Raw genomic sequence first — 20,305 nt, 5'->3', positions numbered from 1 at the left:
AGGAAAAATGGTGAGTAGCAAAGCGCAAGGCATGAATCCTGGCGGATTTTCGCTTGCTGGGGCTGTAGATTTAGAAGGCGTAAAGCGTCGTGTAGAAGCTCAAGCTAAGCAAGCTGCTAAAGCTGCATCGGGTTCTACTGGTTCTTCTGCTCCAAAAGCTGGCGGCTATGTAATCGATGTTAATGAGCAGTCTTTTCAGGCGATGGTGCAAACGTCTGTAAGTTTCCCAATTGTTATTTTGCTTTGGCAAGCTAATGACGAGGCCTATTATGATGTGGCACAGAAATTAGCGGATGCTGTTAACGCGCTTGACGGTCGTATGCAGTTGGCGCGTATTGATGCAGACGAAAGCCCAAGTATTGCTCAAGCTTTGAGAGCTGAGCAACTTCCTGCAATTTATGGTTTGATTGGCGGACGCCCTATGCCAATTTCGCAAGGATTACCTAGCGATGATGAGTTGCAGCAGATTTGTAGCGCAATTTTACCTCAATTAGTGCAGGTGGCAGAGCGTTCGGGGGTTGCTGGAACGGCTCCTTTTGTACAGCCATCTGAAGATGCTAAGGATGATTCAGAAGAATCTTCAGATAATAATTCTAGTTGCGAAAATCAAGTTCCTGCAGCTCATGAAAAAGCGCATGAGCTTGCTATGAAAGGTGATTACGAGGGCGCTGCTTTAGAATATGCGAAGCTTATGGATGCAGATCCGCACGATTCTATTGCTGCGCGTGAACATGCCAAAGCTTTGTTACTAGCGCGCAATACCAATACAGATGTTGCTTTAGTGCGCAAAAATGCTGGCGATAATCCTAATGATGTAGATGCGCAGCTTGCTGTGGCAGATGTCGATATGATTGATGGTCATATTGATGACGCTTTTGGCCGTTTGCTTGATTTTTTGGCTGCGGGACATCGTTCGGATGCTGAGGCTATTCGATCTAGAATGCTTGAGTATTTTGCTATGCTTCCTGCAGATGATGCTCGATTAGCGCGCGCTCGCCGTCGCCTTGCAATACTTCTTTATTGATTCTTATGAAGATGACTTGTATTTTGGCGATTGCAGATTGACTGACTTATGCGTTATTAAATAAAAAAGCCAAGAACCACAACAATCGTGAGAAATTCGTGTGATTCTTGGCTTCAGTAGCGGGGCATGGATTTGAACCATGGACCTCTGGGTTTCCTAACTAATCTCTTACAAAGCCACAAATTTTAATATCTTTCCTTTCCTAAAAATTAAGATAGCTCAGAGCAATACCTCTGAGCTATCGAATAAGCCTTTTCATCAAGAAACAATGCGGAGTCTTTTGATGAAAGTACTTAATATTTTAACCAACCCAGATGATAACGTCAACGATCTTGTAACGTTTAATGCTCCTTCCGCAGCTCTCCAGTTTGACGAGGAAAAACGGGAAGAGATTCGCTCTCTTAATCCTGATGCTCAAATGAATTGGGCACATACTACTACGCAACAGTTGCGCGAAAAACTTGTCACAACGATTGATAGCGTAGAGCTTGCTAACAATAATGTTGCAGACTTCTGCATTGCATTAAATACGGCGCTTTCTGGTGAAGCATGGGCTATTCTTGGAATAAGGCGGGCTCTAGTTGGGAGACATAGTCTTTATCGAGTGTCCAGTTGTGGATGAAGCGTAGGTCGCACGAGTTTTCGTATGTGTTTTCAAGCTCGCTTATGGGGTGGATGGTGTATCCGGTTTTTTGCGCGTCTTGCTCATCTTGTGTGTTTTCGCAGATGTAGATTTTGTGGCATCCGTCGTATGCGAAGCTTGTGCCGGTGACTGGCTTGCTGTTAATTTTCATTCTTGTTTTCCTTTCTACTTGTATATGATTTTTCTTATGGTTTGGTTTTATATAAAAACCCTGGTGTGATTATTTTTCGTTCGTGTTGTTGAACACTGGAAGGGACAAAAACGGAATGCGCTGGAGCCAACCCCTTGCGGGCCCTAGCTTCGCGCGTGTCCGTAACGCGAGTGGAGGACGCGGGGAAGTTGGCGGAAGTGACCCGTTTTTTAGAGTGGGAAGTGTCAAGAACACGTCATAAAAAGCAAAAAATGAGAGTACACCGCAGGTGTTCCATGCGATGATAATGGGTCTGCCGCCATGATAGTGGTGGCAGATTCTTTGTTCTGCTGGTGGCGGCTGGTTCACACATCTTTGTGTGAACTTATGGAAGCATAGTAGCCACCCTTCTCGCGTGGTAATAGCGCGGCTTGCTCCTGGGGGTAATGCCCTAAAATTTATGGAATTTTGTTCAGGGCATGCCCTAGGGGTAAGACGCGCCCCGCGCGGGAGGGTGGCTGCGATAAGCCACCAGGGGCTGGCAGAAAAAGTTGCGCTTCTTTTTCTGCCAGCAAACCCTCTGCTTACTTCTGGCACCAGTGGGGTGTGATGTGGTGAAGGAGCGCTGTAGTAGTGATGCGTGCAAGCCAGTACTTCTCGTCTATCGTGAGTGCTTTCTGGGCTGTGATACGAGCGTTTGTCGTGTCATTTTTCAGCCAATACAAGTATGACAGTGTGCCATAGACTGTGACAGTTTCCCTCTGACTTAATCCTTTAAGTTCCAGCATGGTGGTCAGCAGTGCTATTGCACGATGGATGCGCCGTGTGTCGAGGGTGAAATTGTCATCTCTAAAAACCAGGTCGAGGCTTGAACGCACATAGTGGACAGTTTTCTCAGCGAATGGGTGCTCAACGTTATCGAGGAAGTCTTGCATGGTGCAGCCATGGAAACTATCAATAAGGAACATGTCACGCACGATGAGGAGACTGCTTAATGCTTGGATACCGTAGCGTAGTGTGTTCTCGTCCAATCCTTTCGTGGTAAAGCCTGCTAGGTAGTTGTGGAATGCTACGAGAGCTTCTACCTCTCCTATTAGGAGTGTGACCGTGTGGTCGCTGTTGATGGTAACCATTTTTTTATCCTTTCCTTGTGTGTTGGTAGTTCCAGGGCAGGCACACCCGTAAACCCACAAGAACACTCCCAGTCCTTGTGCGACGCTCCAGGCTCGACTCCGGTCAGCCCGTGGAACATGTTGTGGAATGGGCTGGCAGGGGTGAGCTTGTTGGGTGGCGTGACAAGGCTGGCGTGTGGTCTTTGGACTGGGTGTGCTAGCCTCTGGGCTACCAACACGAGAAAGTGGGGGCGGCGACCGGTGGCAGCATTCTTGCTGCGCCACAACAGTACAGTCTCCACGAGTGAAACTCGTGGAGACAATAGCCGCCCAGACTTTTTAGTGGATCCGGGTATGGTGCTGATATTTCTTTTAATTCTCATGATGTTAGTCAAAAGAATTTACAGACGGGACATCAGTTATAAATATCCTAGATATAGATGTTGGTGCTATTTGCTCACGGCACAAATGAACACTCTATGACAGATAAAGTATGGTTCACTCGGTTAACTTAGATGTCTGAATTGAAAGCGTTCTAATTTAAAAATAAGCTGCGCTGTGAAACTTCTGTAGTGAACTTTCACAGCGCAGCTTGTAGTTGTGCTCGTATTTACAATATTTATTGCATCTTATTCTGCTTTAATTGAACGCAATCGCTTATCGAATATGCAGATAAGCACCAGTATAAAGTGGATAAGAGCAGCTATGACAATTATTCCTGACTCTGCATGTAGAGATGGAATGGTCATGTGGGAATAAGCGTAATCCCATAGCGGATAGCTTACTGCTCCTATAGCGGCAACAACTGAGATGAATACAGACATTACCTGTCCAACGAGATTATCATCTACTGCATGAATAAATACTGTTTGGAATGGTGGATTTACTACTCCTTGGAAGAAAGCAAAAAGGAAACCAAACACGGCTGCTGCTATAGCGTTAGGCGCTAATGCCAGTCCTATTATAGAAAGAGTCACTAGTATATGTGAAAGAGTGAGTAGCATAGAGAAGGACATTTTGCTGGACACTTTTGGCGCGATGAGATAGCTGAGGGCATACCCAAGTGACATTGCGCTTAAATACCAGCCATATCCTTCTGCACTATGTAGAACCATTGAGAATAAGAGGACTCCAGCAAAGCTTATGCCAGTAGATGCGATAGCTTCGAGTATTGCAAATGGAGCTAAAGTCCTGTACGTTTGGTTTTTTACAAATGTTGCCATTCCCCTAGCCCAAGTTGCCAAAAAGCCTTGAGAATATTCTGGATTTTCATCTGCGACGTCTGAAGTATAAATTCCGGTTCTAACTGCATGCTTGTAAATAAAATAAATAAAAATTATTATTCCTGCTAATGCGATAGTTTCTGTAAATAGAATTGGAATGTATAAATATTTACTACTCGCAAAACCTGCAACTGCTGGTCCTACTAATGTACCCATGAGGCTTGTAAAGCGAAGAAGTGAAAGAACATTAATAAGATCATCATTTTTTGTTACACGATTAACAAAGGAAGTAATAGCAGGAAAATAGAAAGTATCACATGCTGTCGTAACCATTACAAGTATACAAACACACCAAAATAGGAGCAACTTGTTAGCAGATGGGGTTGAGAAGGATACCGATACAATTGCGATAATACATAATCCCGCAATCATTCTTGCTAAGCATGCAGCAACTGTTGTCCTGAAAATTCCTACATGCTCAGCTAGTGCTCCTGAGAAAAGGCCTGCTACTAATTCACTTATTGCAGTGAGGGTGAGGTAAAGCGATAAATAATGGCTTGACTGCTGAAAACCGATAAAAAGTGAGTTCAATAGCCATAATTGAATAGTAGTTGAGGCTAGTGTAGTTGCATAGTTAGAAAGAAAATCACTAGCTGCTAAACGCAGATATCCGCGGTAAGGTTTAAATAGATTCGTCAAGGTTTGCTCGTTTCGCGAAATTACATTGCCAAATTATTGCTTGAGAGATGCTATCGGCACTAGTAGTGAAGTATGTTGTAAAGTCGTCGTTATCCCAAATCTGTTGCTGTAGGTTCTTGTCATCACGCACTGTGCTAAAGAGTTGAATAATCTGCTCGACGCAAGATAATGTTTTCTTTATATAGAAGTATTGTTGTGCGAAATCGACTTCTACTTGCTCTCCAGGGATAGTCGTATGTATTTCTTGGAATGTCCGTAGCAAATCAATTGTTTTAATAAGCGATATTTTACATGTCTCGAAATATTCTTGTATTGAATGGATGGTGGATGTTTTCGCTGTGTTTGTACTGACGATAGTGGCTTCAAGTGCAGCATTTGCTTTGAAAAAATATTCTGTTGCTTCAAATAGAGAAGCGCAATATGCTGCACTTGATTTCACATACTCATCAAACATTTCTTCGTACGAAGTCATGTTCATTATTAACCTTTGGTGTGAATATGTGCGGATAAATTATGCCTAAATCATATGAGGATATGGTCGAGGTCGTGGGTTGATTCCGCCGCGCTTGCTATTCTTGTTCATCTTTGCCTCCTTTCATAAGAACAATGCTGTATCTTATTTGCATATTCATCTATGAAGATACAAATAATCCTAATACAGGATTCGCATTCTTTCCAAGTGTGTCTCTTATTGTGGAATAATTTTATATAAAAATTAGTAGTACATTATTAGACCTTAACTATTTACCAGTCTCAGCTCGTAGTACGTGTTTTCTGATATCCCTACTGTTTGGCAGAGTCCGGCTATTCGTATGTCAGGATTCTTTCTGTGGAATTGGTGGATAAGGTGTAACGCTTGGCTTCAATCAAAACCCTCAACTCTGCTCGCCATCTGGTCGAGGAATATGCTGACTTGCTTGTGTACTTGTTCTGGCATGCCGGACTGTGTGTAGTCGGTGTTTTCCCGCCTGTTGATGCAGCGTTCAATCCTTTTGCTCCCGATGAGGGTGGACGGCATTCCAGCCTGTGCAAAAATAACAGACGGTCTGACACCGTTATCGTATTGCTGGACAGCGTCTTTGTGGAATTGGCTTGTGTAGTAGATTCGTGTGGCTGTCGCGTGTTTGATAGCTGGAAGACTGTTGAGATAAGCACGTTGACTAGGGGTAAAGGCTGTGTCTTTTCTACTCATGAGTATGAACCGTTACGTGTGAAAGATTAATAAGAAATCAATAGAGGAAGAAGAAAATATAGAGTGAGGGGCCACACCATTGCACGGAGATAGTCCCGTGTGCATGTGCGACCCCTCGCCAGTTAATACTAAGCGTGTTTACGGGTTAATGCTTACGAGCATTTTCCTTGTTACGCTTAGTGATCATGATGCTTGCTCCTGCGCCCAGGGCTGCAAGAGCAGCGATAGCGATAGACACGACCGCGCTACCAGTCTGAGCCAATGGTGCAGCAGTAACACCGTTCCAATCATCAGAATCTTCGACTGGAGTGTCATAGCACACACCCGTATTACCACCATTACCATTATCTCCACCGTTTGGGTCGAATGGGTGATCGTTATGGGATGCGCATGGCACGATAGGTGTACCAGTCGTGTGACCACGGTCGGTATGATTCATCGTGTTCATACCAGTCAACGTGCCCTTGACTTCTACGTATTCGCCAGGCTTTAATACCAGGTTAGACCAGTTTGCTGGATACTCCAGATTAGTTACCGTACCGGAGCCTGCGATAGTCTTATCATCTAACGTGATCTTGGTCAGGTTGACTTTACCGGTGTTGATGATACGGAACACAATCTTGGTGCCGTTCTTGGTAGACTTCAAGGCTTCGCTTGGTGTGTTACGGTCTCCCGCTTCAAGACCAGATGCTGCGTCGTACTTGATGAGTTTAATAGCAGGGGTCTGGTCTGGGGTCTTGGTTCACACCATATTGGATTCGCGTTCAACATCATTCATGGTTTCCACGAACGTGTTTTCTACGCGATCGCTTACGCCCAAACGGGTCATTTGCACGTACGCTGTCCAGGACAAGTCACTATCCATAGCAGATGCAATATCAAGGAACTGTTGTGTTGCCTCTACAGTAAACGCACCATTAGCCTCGGTGAAAGTGAAATATCCGGCATCAACACCGCTACCGTCGATACGGCTACCCTTGGAGATCACAGTGCCGTCAGCGAGCTTAATGTCGTTGTTGACATAGACTGCCCACTGGCCGGTTAGCTTGTCAAACTTTTCATCATAATCATCCACGATGCGCCAATTCTTGATCTGCTTGTAGGCACGGTTACCAGCGATCTTGGAGCTATCGAGACGATACAAGAACTGATGATCCTTATAAATACTCTTACCATTCGCACTTTCGCCATTAACCTTAACAGTCACATCCTTCTTCGGGTTAATAACCTTTAACGGGTTAGTTACCGTGTTCGTTACATCCTTGCGATCGTTTGTAATCTGGGTGGCAGTGTTCTTCACTACATACCCGTCCTTGACCTGCTTGACTGTCATAGGAAGCACGATGGTGTAATCCTGACCAAGGAGAGACTGGTCGATTGCAGGATCCTTTGTCACATCCAATACCTTGCCAGCGTAGGCCTTTAAATCTGTTGGTTGTGGATCCCCTGGAAGAATATCTCCGAGATACTCCGTGTCTACGGTCTTAGCGAACACGTAGACGACACCATCCTTAACCTGGATATTGAACTTGTTGGTGACGTCCTTACCGGCTGCGTCTAGGATTTCGATATTCTTGTCATTGAGCTGCAAGTACTCATCATCATAGTCATCGATCATGCCGAGACGGTGAACCTTATACGCAGTGTCCTTCAACGTGGCTGCGCTTAAAGTGAGACGGTAGTAAATATCGTCTCCTACGTATGCGGTCTTGCCATCAATATTGATACCAGTCTTGGTTTCATCCTTCTTTTCAGGCTTTGGCTCTACCGGCTTATTCGATACCACGTTAGACGAGGTCAAACTATTGTTGAGTTTCAAACCCCACTGATTATCCACACTATGGTCTGTTGGAGCGTTCTTGGATACCGTGCCTTCGAAACGAACCTGGAAACGATGCTTAGATCCCGCGGTCATATTCGCTGTCACGTAATCCTTGTTGAGTTCGATAGTAAACTCATGCTTCTCGGTATCTGCAGTAAGCGTGTAGTTCTTCTTACTGATGGTGCGACCGGTTTCAAGGTCACGCAGCTCGATAGTCTGCTTGTCAAGCTCAAGATACTGGTCATACGTGTCAGTGAATGCAACAGACTCGATAGCATAACTCAGGTTGTTTGGAATGGTTGGTTCGCTAGTGAGTTCGTATTCCAGCTTCTGTCCTGGCATGACACTCTTACCATTAATATCGTCCTGGTCACCACCCTGAGAGGCCTCAGATATGACTGCCTTTGCTACTGGTGGAACGTAACCACACACGTATGGTTCGTTCGTAGTCTTTGTCTTGCCCGCGGCAGACTCTGAGCCTTTATTCTTCAAACCATGAGAATTGAGGGCTGCGCCTGTGGTTGGATCAGCACAAAACTCGACTTCATCCGTAGCTTTTTTGCCTGCGTCAGCGCGTACCTGGGCTGCACCCTTACCATTTGCATAATTCGCCTTGCCTCCGATAAGCAGCGTGTATTGCATAGGGGTAGCAAGACTACGTGCAGCAGCAAGAGCTTGACTGGTCATGGTAGCAGTAATGGTCGTGCCAGCCTGTTGGATAGTGAACTGGCTTGTCACGTCAGTACCCTTAGTGATGATGTCATCGACTGAGGAGACGGTAGTTGATGCCTCAGGGATTGGAGCAGCATACACATGCACATCACTCATATCTGGATCCCACAAATAGTCAGCAGCCGTGTAATCATCAGACAGGGTGAATGTGTCGAGGCTATCTCCCAGGTTCTCGCCCAAGCTACCGTTAACCACAGAGCCGAGCTTGTCGCCATCAAGGATGGTTTGGGTGTCTGCACCGGTGGTGTTGGTATGCTTCGCATCAATAACGGTTGCCCATTTGCCGTTAGAGTATTTTACCCAGGACTTATCAGGGGTAAAGTCCCACAGTTTAGGCTGGTCTTTTGCAAGAACGATAACAATCAAATCAGTATTTGGCGTACTCATACCCTGAGCAGCGAATGAAGCGAGTGTATTAGCTGAATCAATATCATCAAACACTGTGTATTCGCTACCGCCGTGATTATATTTTCTGGTACCGTTCTGTGTTTCGTTGTTCCATGCTGATAACCATTGAGCGCCAGTTGCTTGCGCGCTAGAAGTATTGTTATATTCCGGTTTTGTGATTCCTGGTCCTGCTGTTGTTGCGGTGAAGCCTACACCCCAGATGCGGCAGTCTGCCGAACCAGTGCCACCTCGCGCAGTATACTCTGTTTCACAATCACCGCGAGCCTTGGATAATGCAGCGTTAATTTGCGCTCTAGCTGCTGCTTCGCGGGTAGCAGAGCTACCGATGGCTACACCTTCTGATTGGATAGCGCGCACCACTGCTTCATTATCTGATGCGGAACCTAGGTTATCATCGGTAACCCAGAATGTATTCGATTTATATGTGCCAGATCCGCCAGTGTTTCCACCTGTCCATCCGGCACCGCCAGCGGCAAATGCGGATCCTGTCAACATTGTTGATGCGACAACGATACCAGCAAGAGCGCGATGTGAACCTTGTCGGATCTTGTCTCTCATACTTTTATGCTTAGCGAAAAGCGACATAAAAGTCTCCCTTTTTCAAATTGCTTATTATGAAATGCGAAACCAAAAAGTTTCACATTCAGTAATGAGAAAATGAAAAAATTTTATTTTATATCAATAAAAATTTGGTATTGATAAAAATGGTTGGTTTTAGAAGTCGTCTAAAACCAACCACTATGTAAAGGGAAAATGAGTAAAGATGGAAACTATTTGCTATTAGTTACATCACCGTCACCATCTGGTGTTCCATCGGTATTCCATCCAGTGCCACAGCGATAGATATATCGACATTGATTAGGTGTTCTATGTAATTCATTATATGCTTTCCCGTCAGCAAGGTATTTATCCCAGTCGACCGCACCCGAATTCTTATTCTGTGCTGGCGCACTATAAGAAGACCCACCACGAGTACTTGAACGAGGAGCTCCCGAGCTAGTACGAGCCGCAGACTGGGAACGAGCCTGCGGAGCTGCTTGCGCCGCAGCCGCTGCGGCAGCGTCTGCCTGCTGCTTCGCTTGTATACTTGCGTTTACACTGTCGATTGCGCCTTGGACTGGCTCAAGAGCCTTAGTCAAAGACTCGACGGTTGCTTTCTTATCATTCAACGCTGCGGTAAGCGTGTTTATCTGGTTTTGCAGGTTATCACGAGTAGCATTATCAGCCACTTGACCGTCTGATGAGGAGAGCAGATTATTCATCTCATCAAGCTTCGCCTTCACCATATTCTTAGCATTTTCAAGATCCTTCACATTCTTCGACTTTGTGACCTGAACGACTGAGTTTTTCAGAGCCTTAGTGGTCTTATTAAGCTGTGCTGTAGTCTTATCAAGACTAGACATGGTCGCGTTGAAAGCCTGAGTGTAGGAGATAGCACAATTCAAAGACTGCGCCTTACTTACCTTTTTACTCTTAGCATGCTGGGCTGTGAATGTGGTGTAGGTTTTAGCGTTTGCAACCTGCTCCACACTAGTCACAGTCTTAGCAGTTTCATCAGCATCCTGGCGTGTCTTCTCGTACTGTGCCCACGCTTTGGCGTACGCACTGTTTGCCTGGATGCACGCTTGAGTCTTGGAATCTCTTAAAGACTTCACACCCAGCATACTCGCAACCAGCAAAGCTATAACTACAACAACCGCAGTAGCAATGATGATAAGCTTACGCTTCTTCTTGCTCCCTGGCTTCTGGTCACCGCGACCAGAAATAGCATCTAGTCTCGTAATCTCGGTTTCTTGTTTAATAATCTGATTTTTATCCATATTAGCCATAATTATCCTTCGTCTTTCTATCTATGTTTTTACTATACGTAAATATTCAGGTGAAAGATATATACATACTTAGTGTCGTTCTAATTTTTCTTTCCTAATCTCGATAACTTTTGCTTTATACATAGTAGTGAGAATACGATTGGCAACTTTTTGATATAAAGTCAATATGCTCGTGTGCTCCCCTCATATTGTCTTGTTTTAGAGGCGAACAGCTTCTGTAATGGCACTGCTATCAGGGAATGTGAGACTGATATATATTTGAGTGGTTTCTACACTAGCGTGGCCAAGGAGTTTAGATACTAAGAGAAGGTCGTGTGTACTTTCATATGCCTTAGTGTCATATCGATGTCTGAGACTATGTGTGGAGTATCCGTTACCAAGAAGCTGAGAGATGTGATGCGCAATATAGGATGCTTCGACGTGACCGGTCCATCTGCCAGGAAACATGTATCCATGCTTGTTGGCGATGATTTGTGCGAGATCTGGCGCGATGGGGACAGTGCGTTCTTTGCGTCCTTTACCGTGTACAAGAAGCTGGGGATGAGTATTAAGCATCATAATATCGGATGAAGATACTTGTGCTATCTCACTACGTCGTAATCCACATTCTGCCCCGAGCCTGAGCATGGCTTCATACTCCTTGTTACCTCTAACTCGGGCTAAAGCACCACGAATGATGTAATCAGGACATGGATGAGGTATTGCGTATTCTTTACGAATTTTAGGTAACTTTACTGTTGGATTGACATCAATAATTTCTTCTTCAATCATGTATGAGTAAAACGAGCGTATTGTTGAAGAATAACCTTTGCGCGTTTCTCGTTTCCAGTCTTGGTGTGCAAAAAGCTCAACAAGTTGTTGTCCTGTAATATCTTCTGGTGGCTGATTAAGTAGGCGTGCAAGCCGACTGATTTTGTAGTAGCGGCATCTAATCGTATCTTCTGTATATCCACTTGCTTCAAGATATTCCAGCCAATGTGTAACATATGTTTCCCAACTATTAGGGAGTAGTTTTCTTTTGATTTTTAACATAAAAACATAGACTAGAATACGTAGAGAAAAGATTTTACGTATTGTTTCGTTACACGGTTTCAAGTCCGTTTTTTTTTACAAATACATAATATGTGATATACTATATATGTAACTAACCGATAGGATGAAAAGGCTAGTTGGTTTTAGGAAAGAAAGATGAATGATAATGGATTTGACATTGAATCAGATTGTGACAATGAATATTCGTATGCTTTTGGCGGGTCAAAGACGTACGCAAAATGAATTGGCGGAAGTATTAGATATGACACGACCGTCGGTCAATATGAGATTAAATGAAGCCACTCCATGGCGTGTTCCGGAAATAGAAAAGGCCGCAGAATTCTTAAAAGTAGAACCTACGACCTTATTTGTAGCGGGGCATGGATTTGAACCATGGACCTCTGGGTTATGAGCCCAGCGAGCTACCGAGCTGCTCCACCCCGCGTCGGCTACTTTTAGCAGCTCTATCTACGATAGGTGCAAATTTAAATTTGTCAACTTTCGGGCGTGTCTCGCTGTATTTGGTTAGAATTTTACGATTCGTGCACATGCGTGACATAGGCACAATAAACATAAACAAGTGTGGAGTATAATAAACATATGCCTATTAAGATTCCTGAAGGATTGCCAGCGCGAAGCATATTAGATGCTGAGCGAATTTTTGCATTGGAACGCCCAGAAGCAGAACAGCAGGATGTTCGACCACTTCGTTTGTTGATTTTGAATCTTATGCCCAAAAAAATCGAGACAGAAACTCAGCTTTTGAGACTCATTTCTAAGTCTCCTTTGCAAGTCGACGTCGATTTTATGAAAACTTCTACGCATGTATCAACGCATGTTAGCACTGATCATTTAGTAAAATTCTATGAAAATCTTGACGCACTTCGTAACAACTATTATGACGGATTTGTTGTGACGGGCGCTCCTGTTGAGCATATGGAATTTGAAGATGTCGACTACTGGCACGAATTTACGCAAATTCTTGACTGGGCATCAACACACGTTTTCTCAACAATGTATTTGTGCTGGGGTGCAATGGGTGCGCTTTACTATCGATATGGCGTAAAAAAGCATGTTCTCAGCAAAAAAGTTTTTGGTGTGTTCCCGCAATATTTGCAGGATGAGTACTGTTTCCTTACAAATGGTTTTGATGAAATCGCTTTACAACCGCATTCTAGAATAGCGAGTGTTGATGTTGACAGCATTTCTGCAGATCAGCGTTTGCAGATTCTTACGTATGGTCCCGAATCTGGTCCGGGCTTAGTTGCTACGCGTGATTTTTCTGAAGTTTTTGCCCTAGGGCATTGGGAATACGGCAAAATGACTCTTGCGCAGGAATATGAGCGTGACATGTTAAAAGGTTTGAGCAACGTTCCATTTCCTTACAACTATTTCCCTCATGACGATCCAAAATTAGAGCCATTATTTTCTTGGCGCGCGCACGCGAATTTGCTTTGGCGCAACTGGCTTAATTGGGTGTACGAAACTACGCCTTACAATCTTTCTGATATTCCTCATTTAAGAACTGCTGGAAGGCTTGGAACTGAACGTTCTATAAGACATGAGCCAGCTTCTCCGCGCTCCGATAATTTTTATCCATTTGACGGAGTTAAGTACGGTATGAATAAATAAATTTTGACGTTGCGTAATTTTATGTACAAGCAAAGAGTACAATCAGCAATTAGATATATTTTTCGTTTCGTGCCCCGCGCCTTACGAAATATGAAACATATGATCTAGTTTGATATATATGCCGCGAGAATGAATGAATTGAGTATGTGAGTGAGCGGCACTGAATTGAGGCGTGTGAACGAATTGCTATAAGGAGGCACTTATGGATGTAATGGTTGATGTTTTACAGAAGACCACAACTGTAGCTTCTACTGTAGCTTCGAATAAACCAGAGCTACCTAATATTAGTGAGTTTTTGCCTCCAGAAATTTTGTTCCAAGGCACTCCATTTGCCATGAATCGCATTATTTTGGTGCGCTTACTTATGGTAGTAGTAGTAATGATTATTTTTGGAATTGGTGCTATGCGAGCAAAGGTGGTTCCTGGCAGATTCCAAAGCGTGCTTGAAATTTTGATGGATTTTGTGCGCTACAACATTGTTTACGAAATGATTGGCGAGGAACGCGGCAAGCGCTATGTGCCAATGATGTCCACATTATTCCTCACTATTTTCTTCTTTAATCTTTGTTCTGTGATTCCAGGATTAAATATGGCTGCAACCGCAACCATTGCTTGTCCGTTGGTATTTGCTTTGTGGGTTGTTTGCCAATATCTTATTGCTGGCATTCGCGAAAAAGGTTTTTTGCGATTCTTCCGCGAAGCATTGTTCCCAGCGGGTGTGCCATGGCCGATTTACTTTATTCTTTCGCCATTGCAGCTCATAGAATTAATAATTGTGCGACCACTTTCGCTTACAATTCGTTTGTTTGCGAATATGATTGCTGGCCATTTGCTGGTGGCCACTTGTTTAGTATTCACCAATTTCTTCGTGGTGGATTCCAGCAATAAACTCCTTGCCTTAGGCGGTGCTTTGTGGCTGCTTGGTGGCATTCTGTTTACCCTATTCGAAATTATGGTAGCTGGCTTGCAGGCATTTATTTTTACAGTGCTTGCTTCAGTCTACATTTCGGAAAGTTATCCGGAAGAGGAAGAAAAGTCTGCTGTTGTAGCTGCTTAATAAAAGTAGTTTAGATTTTCAGATTTTACATATCTTACGGGTTTATACTGGTTACTGTTTCAACAGAAAGGAAACCAATGAATAGTATCATCGCTCTTGCAGGTTTGACCGGCAACCTGAGCATTCTTGGCTTTGCTGTAGCAACTATTTCCCCTGCACTCGGCATGGCAATAGTAGTGTCTAAGGCTATGGAATCTACTGCACGTCAGCCAGAGGTTGGCAACCGCATTCAGCTGTTTATGTTCGTCGGCTTGGCATTTATTGAGGTTTTGGGCTTGCTTGGCTTCGTTTCCTACATTATGGGAGCCTGAACAAAACTTACAATGCACAACACGAATAGTGTTGAAAGAATAGAAAGGACAAGCCATGGCATATGCAGCCGGAAGTAATAAGTTGGCGTTGTTCTTGCCTGAGCCTTATGACGTACTGTGGTCATTAGTAGTTTTGGTAGTTCTTGCAGCGTTTTTCTACAAGTTTGTTATGCCTAAATTCCAGGCAATTCTCGACGAGCGTGCAGAAAAAATTGAAGGCGGAATGGCTAAGGCTGCTAATGTGCAGCGTGAAGCAGACGAGTTGAAGAGCCAGATTGAAAACGAACTTTCTCAAGCTCAAACTGATGCTGCAAAGACTCGTGAAGAGGCTCGATCGGAAGCTTCAAAAATTATTGGCGAAGCTAGACAACGCGCTGAAAAGGATGCTGCGAAGATTATCAGTGAAGCGCAGCATTCTATTGAGGCTCAGCATAAGCATGCCATGTCCAGCCTCCAAGGAGAGGTGTCGGTTCTTGCAGCAGCTTTAGCTGGCAAGATTCTTGCATCCAAATTGGATGACGATACCGTCAGCTCCAAGATTATTGATCATGTGATCGATGAAGTTGGAGACACTAAAAATTCGGATCAAAGCAAGTAAAGTAATGTACAAAACTGAATAATCGCAAAATAAAATTACGGTTATTTCATTTTGTATTATTTGCATTACTTCGTTTTTTACAGAAACGAGGAGGTAAGAATGCCAGAAAAGGCATCGCGAGCAAACGATAGTTTGTCGCGTTCTTCGCTTGCTCAGGCCATCTCAGATGCGCACGATGAAGCGCAGCGCATTTCAGACGAGCTTTCGTCAATGATGGACATGATTGATAAGTATCCTGAGCTTTCTGATGCGATTACTGATCCGAATAGGTCTTCGGAAGATAAGTCTCGCCTTATTGACGAGCTTATTGGAGGTAAGGCGCACCCTGTTGTATTGCGCATTATGCATTATCTAGTAGGAACTTGGCACGGAGGTGCCGAAAGCGGTAAAACCGGTAGCTTCGGTGGTGCTTGGTCAGGATTTGAGCGTGAAGCTGGCGAAACATTGGTTACAGTCACTACTGCTCAGCCGCTTACAGATAAGCAAATTAAGCGTTTGATTGAAATCTACAGCAATAAGTTGGGTCATCGTGCATACATTAACCCAATTGTGGATCCAAACGTACTTGGTGGTATGCGTATACAAATCGGTGATCAAATAACCGATCGCACCATGTTGATGCAGCTTAAGCAGTTGCAGCGTTCTGCGCGAAATGGTGCTTGGACACAGGCAGTGAAGTAGTAAATTAAGGAGAATTATGGCGGAACTATCTATTGATCCCGCCCTGATACGCAAGGCGCTCGACGGGTTTGTTGACTCGTATAAGCCTACCGACATGCCAACGCAAGAAGTTGGCTATGTTGTTACGGCTGGTGACGGCATTGCGCACGTAGCTGGATTGTCCGGCTGCATGGCAAACGAGCTGCTCACATTCGAGAACGATACCTTGGGTCTTGCGTTCAACCTTGATGCACACGAAATCGGCGTCGTTATTCTCGGCGATTTTACAGGTATTGAGGAAGGGCAGGAAGTATACCGCACAGGCGAGGTGTTGTCTGTGCCGGTTGGTGACGCTTATCTTGGTCGTACTGTGGATCCGTTGGGTAATCCAATCGATGGTTTGGGTGCGATTGAGTGCAGTGAGCGTCGTATTCTTGAAGCCCAGGCTCCAGACGTTATTCACCGTCATCCAGTCGATGAACCATTGTCTACTGGTTTGAAGGCTATTGACGCAATGACGCCAATAGGTCGTGGTCAGCGCCAGTTGATTATTGGTGACCGTCAAACAGGTAAGACTGCAATCGCAATAGATACGATTATTAACCAGCGTGCTAACTGGGAAACTGGAGATCCAAAGAAACAGGTTCGCTGCATTTATGTAGCAATCGGTCAAAAGGGTTCTACTATTGCTTCAGTGCGTCAAAGCCTTGAAGAAGCAGGAGCTATGAAGTACACCACAATCGTGGCAAGTCCAGCTTCTGATTCTGCAGGTTTTAAATACATTGCACCTTACACTGGTTCTGCAATCGGTCAGCACTGGATGTATAACGGCAAGCACGTTTTGATTGTTTTCGATGATCTGTCGAAACAAGCAGAAGCATACCGTTCAATTTCCTTGCTTTTGCGTCGTCCACCTGGGCGTGAAGCTTACCCAGGCGACGTGTTCTACTTGCACTCTCGTCTGCTTGAACGTTGTGCTAAGCTTTCTGACGATTTGGGTGGCGGTTCTATGACCGGTCTTCCAATTATCGAAACCAAGGCAAACGATGTTTCTGCATACATTCCAACCAACGTGATTTCTATCACCGATGGTCAGATCTTCTTGCAGTCTGATTTGTTCAACGCCGGTCAGCGTCCAGCAGTAGACGTTGGTATTTCCGTGTCTCGTGTTGGTGGTGCAGCTCAGGCTAAGGCTTTGAAGAAAGTCTCCGGCATGTTGAAGATTTCCTTGGCTCGTTACAAGTCTTTGGAATCCTTCGCAATGTTCGCTTCTGATTTGGATGCAGCCTCAAAGGCGCAGCTTACTCGCGGTGCTCGTTTGACTGAGCTACTTAAGCAGAAGCAGTTCTCTCCTCGAGCAATGGAGCAAGAAGTTGTTTCTGTGTGGGCTGGTACTCATGGCAAGCTTGACGATATTCCTGTGAAGGATGTGTTGCGTTTCGAAAGCGAATTGTTGGATTACTTGGATAAGGGAACCGACATTTTGCAAGTAATTCGCGATACTGAAGACTTCACTAAGGAAACTGAAGCTAAGCTTGATGCAGCCATTGATGATTTCCGTAGGACGTTTAAGACATCTGCTGGCAAGCCTTTGATTGTAAAGGATTCTTTGCCGCCGGCTGAAAACCCTGCTCCTGTTGAGAAGGAACAGCTCGTAGCTAAGCCGAAAGCAGACAGTCGCGAGCCTGAGGGGAAGTAGCGTATGTCCTCCCAACTTGCATTGAAATCGAGAATTATTTCCACACAGTCTTTGGGTAAAATCTTTAAGGCTCAGGAAATGATTGCGTCTTCTCATATCGCTAAAGCGCGAGATATTGCGCTTAATGCTAAGCCTTATAGTGACGCAATTTTCGATGCCGTGCAGGCGTTGGTAGCTCATCACGAAGCAAATATTAAGCATCCTATTTTTGGTAAAGAGCATGCTGGCAATCGTGTAGCAGTTTTAGCTCTTACTTCTGATCGTGGTATGGCAGGTGCGTTTACGTCTTCGATTATTCGTGAGACTGAAGCACTTCTTGCAAAACTCGATGCAGAAGGTAAGCATGCAGAACTGTACGTGTACGGTCGACGCGGTGCAACTTACTACAAGTATCGCAATCGCGATGTGGCAGGTACTTGGGAAGGTTCTACTGACCACCCAGACGTTACTATTGCTGAAAAGATTTCCGATACTTTAATGGACGCTTATATGACGCCGGAAGCAGAAGGCGGAGTTTCGGAACTGTATATTGTGTTCACTGAATTTATAAATATGGTGAGGCAAAAAGTTCGTACGTTGCGCATGCTGCCAGTTGAGCTGGTTCCTTTGAAGGACGGTGAAGAGTTTTCTATGCATCGTCCTGACTATGAAGCAGCTTCTGGTCCTTCAGCAGCATTGTCGTCTACGAGCGCAGTTTCGGCTCGTGAAGAAGCAGTGAGCCGCAGCAATCCAGAAGCTGTGGAGTATTGCTTCGAACCAAGCCCGGATGAAGTATTGGATGCTGTTTTGCCGAAGTATATTCAGTCTCGTATTCACGAGTGCTTACTTACTTCTGCTGCTTCCGAAACGGCAAGCAGACAGAACGCTATGCATACGGCTACAGATAACGCCCGCAATTTGGTGGATGATTTGACAAGAAAGCTTAATGCTTCTCGTCAGGCATCCATTACTCAAGAACTTACCGAAATTATCGGCAGCGCTGATGCGCTGAATAATGAGGAGGATTAGGAGCATATGGCTGAAAATCAGACCACAGCGCCTCCAGAAGCTGAGCAGGAGGTCGATCCAACAGCTGGTCGCGTAACCCGCGTTCAGGGTTCCGTGATTGACGTTGAATTCCCGGTCGGCTATCTGCCGGATATTTACAATGCTCTCAAAGTCGATATCAACACCGTTGGAAACACCGAGGGAGATACCGTCCACGAGATTACGCTGGAAGTTGAGCAGCACCTTGGTGATTCGACTGTGCGTGCAGTTGCTTTAAAGCCTACTGACGGTTTGGTTCGTGGTGCTTTAGTGCGAGATACTGGCGGCCCAATCTCTGTACCTGTTGGTGATGTTACTAAGGGTCACGTGTTCGATGTTACAGGCAACATTTTGAATGCTAAGCCTGGCGAGCACATTGAAATAACTGAGCGTTGGCCAATTCACCGTAACCCACCTGCTTTTGATCAGCTTGAGTCTAAGACTCAGATGTTCGAAACTGGTATTAAGGTTATCGATTTGCTTACCCCTTACGTTCAGGGCGGTAAAATTGGTCTGTTCGGTGGTGCAGGCGTTGGTAAAACTGTGTTGATTCAGGAAATGATTCAGCGCGTTGCACAGAATCACGGTGGTGTGTCTGTGTTTGCTGGCGTTGGCGAACGTACCCGTGAAGGTAACGATTTGATTGGCGAAATGGCTGATGCTGGCGTTTTGGAGAAAACAGCGCTTGTCTTTGGTCAGATGGATGAGCCTCCTGGGACTCGTCTTCGCGTGCCTCTTACCGCTTTGACTATGGCTGAGTACTTCCGCGATGTGCAGAATCAGGATGTGTTGCTGTTCATCGATAACATATTCCGCTTTACTCAGGCTGGTTCTGAGGTTTCCACGCTGCTTGGTCGTATGCCTTCCGCAGTTGGTTACCAGCCAAACTTGGCAGATGAAATGGGTGCATTACAGGAGCGTATTACTTCTACGCGCGGCCATTCCATTACGTCACTTCAGGCTATTTACGTTCCTGCAGATGATTACACTGATCCTGCACCTGCAACAACCTTTACGCACTTGGATGCAACTACTGAGCTTTCGCGTGATATTGCAGCTAAGGGTATTTACCCAGCTGTGGATCCTTTGACTTCTACTTCTAGAATTTTGGATCCGCGTTACGTTGGTCAGGCTCATTATGATTGCGCGAACCGCGTTAAGGCTATTTTGCAGCGTAACAAGGAGCTTCAGGACATCATCGCTTTGATTGGTATCGATGAGCTTGGTGAGGAAGATAAGACTACTGTCAGCCGCGCTCGTAAGATTGAGCAGTTCCTTGGTCAGAACTTCTATGTGGCTGAAAAGTTCACTGGTCGTCCAGGTTCTTATGTGCCAGCAGACGAAACCATTGAGGCATTCACTCGCATTTGCGATGGTGTTTACGATGAGATTCCTGAGCAGGCATTCTCTGGTATCGGTGGCATTGATGATCTTGAGCGTCGTTGGCACGATATGCAGCAAGAGTTTGGTGCGTGA

20 protein-coding genes and 1 tRNA gene are annotated in these 20,305 nt (G+C 45.0%); 13 read left to right on the top strand and 8 right to left on the bottom strand.

The window, feature by feature from the left end:
• Nucleotides 1–7 precede the first annotated feature (7 nt).
• Both HXT39_RS06305 and HXT39_RS06300 read left to right on the top strand, forming a co-directional pair.
• The gene (locus HXT39_RS06305) at nucleotides 8–1,024 is read left to right on the top strand and encodes a tetratricopeptide repeat protein (protein ID WP_103013768.1); all 1,017 of its coding nucleotides are present in this window, start codon (nucleotides 8–10) and stop codon (nucleotides 1,022–1,024) included.
• A 283-nt stretch (nucleotides 1,025–1,307) separates the two neighbouring features.
• Nucleotides 1,308–1,646 carry a hypothetical protein gene (locus HXT39_RS06300; protein ID WP_004109968.1) on the top strand — a complete coding sequence of 113 codons (339 nt, stop codon included), beginning with the start codon at nucleotides 1,308–1,310 and terminating at the stop codon, nucleotides 1,644–1,646.
• Between the two features lie 735 nt (nucleotides 1,647–2,381).
• Here the strand turns inward: HXT39_RS06300 and HXT39_RS06295 are convergent.
• Nucleotides 2,382–2,930, bottom strand: a complete 549-nt coding sequence (locus HXT39_RS06295; RefSeq protein ID WP_231130963.1) for a hypothetical protein — start codon at nucleotides 2,928–2,930, stop codon at nucleotides 2,382–2,384.
• Between the two features lie 77 nt (nucleotides 2,931–3,007).
• Here HXT39_RS06295 and HXT39_RS06290 point away from each other — a divergent pair, with 77 nt between their 5' ends.
• Complete coding sequence (locus HXT39_RS06290; RefSeq protein ID WP_255358933.1) at nucleotides 3,008–3,130, top strand: hypothetical protein; 123 nt, start codon at nucleotides 3,008–3,010, stop codon at nucleotides 3,128–3,130.
• A 408-nt stretch (nucleotides 3,131–3,538) separates the two neighbouring features.
• Here HXT39_RS06290 and HXT39_RS06285 read toward each other — a convergent pair whose 3' ends face one another.
• Nucleotides 3,539–4,831 carry an MFS transporter gene (locus HXT39_RS06285; protein WP_076002578.1) on the bottom strand — a complete coding sequence of 431 codons (1,293 nt, stop codon included), beginning with the start codon at nucleotides 4,829–4,831 and terminating at the stop codon, nucleotides 3,539–3,541.
• Entirely contained in the window at nucleotides 4,815–5,303 is a 489-nt protein-coding gene (locus HXT39_RS06280; protein WP_226988337.1) for a hypothetical protein, read from the bottom strand. The genes HXT39_RS06285 and HXT39_RS06280 overlap by 17 nt, the downstream gene beginning before the upstream one ends.
• Nucleotides 5,304–5,687: 384 nt before the next feature.
• Between HXT39_RS06280 and HXT39_RS06275 the strand changes: the two genes are divergently transcribed.
• Nucleotides 5,688–6,053 (top strand): hypothetical protein, encoded by a 366-nt coding sequence (locus HXT39_RS06275; protein ID WP_162861110.1) that lies wholly within the window; start codon nucleotides 5,688–5,690, stop codon nucleotides 6,051–6,053.
• A gap of 115 nt (nucleotides 6,054–6,168) precedes the next feature.
• Here HXT39_RS06275 and HXT39_RS06270 read toward each other — a convergent pair whose 3' ends face one another.
• The 4 genes from HXT39_RS06270 to HXT39_RS06255 all read right to left on the bottom strand — a co-directional run bounded on the left by HXT39_RS06270 (nucleotide 6,169) and on the right by HXT39_RS06255 (nucleotide 11,846).
• Entirely contained in the window at nucleotides 6,169–6,669 is a 501-nt protein-coding gene (locus HXT39_RS06270; protein WP_233186332.1) for a DUF7507 domain-containing protein, read from the bottom strand.
• Nucleotides 6,670–6,765: 96 nt separating this feature from the next.
• Entirely contained in the window at nucleotides 6,766–9,570 is a 2,805-nt protein-coding gene (locus HXT39_RS06265; RefSeq protein WP_233186333.1) for an LPXTG cell wall anchor domain-containing protein, read from the bottom strand.
• A gap of 185 nt (nucleotides 9,571–9,755) precedes the next feature.
• Nucleotides 9,756–10,814: a hypothetical protein gene (locus HXT39_RS06260; RefSeq protein ID WP_004109958.1), complete on the bottom strand. Its 1,059-nt coding sequence runs from the start codon at nucleotides 10,812–10,814 to the stop codon at nucleotides 9,756–9,758.
• Between the two features lie 198 nt (nucleotides 10,815–11,012).
• Nucleotides 11,013–11,846 (bottom strand): tyrosine-type recombinase/integrase, encoded by an 834-nt coding sequence (locus HXT39_RS06255; protein WP_033888551.1) that lies wholly within the window; start codon nucleotides 11,844–11,846, stop codon nucleotides 11,013–11,015.
• Nucleotides 11,847–12,006: 160 nt separating this feature from the next.
• On the opposite strand from HXT39_RS06255, the gene HXT39_RS06250 reads away from it, so the two are divergent.
• A complete protein-coding gene (locus tag HXT39_RS06250; protein ID WP_116285258.1) occupies nucleotides 12,007–12,258 on the top strand; it encodes a helix-turn-helix domain-containing protein in 252 nt (83 codons plus the stop codon).
• On the opposite strand, the gene HXT39_RS06245 is transcribed toward HXT39_RS06250, so the two are convergent.
• Nucleotides 12,218–12,291: transfer RNA gene (locus tag HXT39_RS06245), tRNA-Met, on the bottom strand. The genes HXT39_RS06250 and HXT39_RS06245 overlap by 41 nt on opposite strands.
• A 155-nt stretch (nucleotides 12,292–12,446) precedes the next feature.
• On the opposite strand from HXT39_RS06245, the gene HXT39_RS06240 reads away from it, so the two are divergent.
• The 8 genes from HXT39_RS06240 to atpD all read left to right on the top strand — a co-directional run bounded on the left by HXT39_RS06240 (nucleotide 12,447) and on the right by atpD (nucleotide 20,305).
• A complete protein-coding gene (locus HXT39_RS06240; RefSeq protein ID WP_076002579.1) occupies nucleotides 12,447–13,478 on the top strand; it encodes a homoserine O-succinyltransferase in 1,032 nt (343 codons plus the stop codon).
• Between the two features lie 202 nt (nucleotides 13,479–13,680).
• Nucleotides 13,681–14,535, top strand: a complete 855-nt coding sequence (gene atpB / locus HXT39_RS06235; protein ID WP_102703312.1) for a F0F1 ATP synthase subunit A — start codon at nucleotides 13,681–13,683, stop codon at nucleotides 14,533–14,535.
• Between the two features lie 77 nt (nucleotides 14,536–14,612).
• Nucleotides 14,613–14,846, top strand: a complete 234-nt coding sequence (gene atpE, locus HXT39_RS06230) for an ATP synthase F0 subunit C (RefSeq protein ID WP_004109950.1) — start codon at nucleotides 14,613–14,615, stop codon at nucleotides 14,844–14,846.
• Nucleotides 14,847–14,901: 55 nt separating this feature from the next.
• Complete coding sequence (locus HXT39_RS06225; RefSeq protein ID WP_004109948.1) at nucleotides 14,902–15,444, top strand: F0F1 ATP synthase subunit B; 543 nt, start codon at nucleotides 14,902–14,904, stop codon at nucleotides 15,442–15,444.
• A gap of 99 nt (nucleotides 15,445–15,543) precedes the next feature.
• Nucleotides 15,544–16,125 carry a F0F1 ATP synthase subunit delta gene (locus tag HXT39_RS06220; RefSeq protein WP_004574172.1) on the top strand — a complete coding sequence of 194 codons (582 nt, stop codon included), beginning with the start codon at nucleotides 15,544–15,546 and terminating at the stop codon, nucleotides 16,123–16,125.
• A gap of 16 nt (nucleotides 16,126–16,141) precedes the next feature.
• Nucleotides 16,142–17,803 (top strand): F0F1 ATP synthase subunit alpha, encoded by a 1,662-nt coding sequence (gene atpA, locus HXT39_RS06215; RefSeq protein WP_012913755.1) that lies wholly within the window; start codon nucleotides 16,142–16,144, stop codon nucleotides 17,801–17,803.
• 3 nt (nucleotides 17,804–17,806) lie between these two features.
• A complete protein-coding gene (locus tag HXT39_RS06210) occupies nucleotides 17,807–18,811 on the top strand; it encodes a F0F1 ATP synthase subunit gamma (protein WP_004574170.1) in 1,005 nt (334 codons plus the stop codon).
• A 6-nt stretch (nucleotides 18,812–18,817) separates the two neighbouring features.
• Nucleotides 18,818–20,305, top strand: coding sequence for a F0F1 ATP synthase subunit beta (gene atpD / locus HXT39_RS06205; protein WP_012913756.1), 1,488 nt, complete (start codon nucleotides 18,818–18,820; stop codon nucleotides 20,303–20,305).

Source organism: Gardnerella sp. DNF01159 (assembly GCF_049244215.1).
Classification (GTDB): Bacteria; Actinomycetota; Actinomycetes; order Actinomycetales; family Bifidobacteriaceae; genus Bifidobacterium; species Bifidobacterium swidsinskii.
Note: the sequence above shows the minus strand (reverse complement) of the source record. Positions and strands in the feature narration are given on the sequence as shown.

What these genes read in the sequence shown, in the direction of transcription:
- HXT39_RS06265 (WP_233186333.1), bottom strand. Translation starts at nt 9,570, where the DNA reads ATGTCGCTTTTCGCTAAGCATAAAAGTATGAGAGACAAGATCCGACAA.
- HXT39_RS06225 (WP_004109948.1), top strand. Translation starts at nt 14,902, where the DNA reads ATGGCATATGCAGCCGGAAGTAATAAGTTGGCGTTGTTCTTGCCTGAG.
- HXT39_RS06300 (WP_004109968.1), top strand. Translation starts at nt 1,308, where the DNA reads ATGAAAGTACTTAATATTTTAACCAACCCAGATGATAACGTCAACGAT.
- HXT39_RS06250 (WP_116285258.1), top strand. Translation starts at nt 12,007, where the DNA reads ATGATAATGGATTTGACATTGAATCAGATTGTGACAATGAATATTCGT.
- HXT39_RS06280 (WP_226988337.1), bottom strand. Translation starts at nt 5,303, where the DNA reads ATGACTTCGTACGAAGAAATGTTTGATGAGTATGTGAAATCAAGTGCA.
- HXT39_RS06305 (WP_103013768.1), top strand. Translation starts at nt 8, where the DNA reads ATGGTGAGTAGCAAAGCGCAAGGCATGAATCCTGGCGGATTTTCGCTT.
- atpD (WP_012913756.1), top strand. Translation starts at nt 18,818, where the DNA reads ATGGCTGAAAATCAGACCACAGCGCCTCCAGAAGCTGAGCAGGAGGTC.
- HXT39_RS06255 (WP_033888551.1), bottom strand. Translation starts at nt 11,846, where the DNA reads ATGTTAAAAATCAAAAGAAAACTACTCCCTAATAGTTGGGAAACATAT.
- atpE (WP_004109950.1), top strand. Translation starts at nt 14,613, where the DNA reads ATGAATAGTATCATCGCTCTTGCAGGTTTGACCGGCAACCTGAGCATT.
- HXT39_RS06260 (WP_004109958.1), bottom strand. Translation starts at nt 10,814, where the DNA reads ATGGCTAATATGGATAAAAATCAGATTATTAAACAAGAAACCGAGATT.
- HXT39_RS06210 (WP_004574170.1), top strand. Translation starts at nt 17,807, where the DNA reads ATGTCCTCCCAACTTGCATTGAAATCGAGAATTATTTCCACACAGTCT.
- HXT39_RS06240 (WP_076002579.1), top strand. Translation starts at nt 12,447, where the DNA reads ATGCCTATTAAGATTCCTGAAGGATTGCCAGCGCGAAGCATATTAGAT.
- HXT39_RS06295 (WP_231130963.1), bottom strand. Translation starts at nt 2,930, where the DNA reads ATGGTTACCATCAACAGCGACCACACGGTCACACTCCTAATAGGAGAG.
- HXT39_RS06220 (WP_004574172.1), top strand. Translation starts at nt 15,544, where the DNA reads ATGCCAGAAAAGGCATCGCGAGCAAACGATAGTTTGTCGCGTTCTTCG.
- atpB (WP_102703312.1), top strand. Translation starts at nt 13,681, where the DNA reads ATGGATGTAATGGTTGATGTTTTACAGAAGACCACAACTGTAGCTTCT.
- atpA (WP_012913755.1), top strand. Translation starts at nt 16,142, where the DNA reads ATGGCGGAACTATCTATTGATCCCGCCCTGATACGCAAGGCGCTCGAC.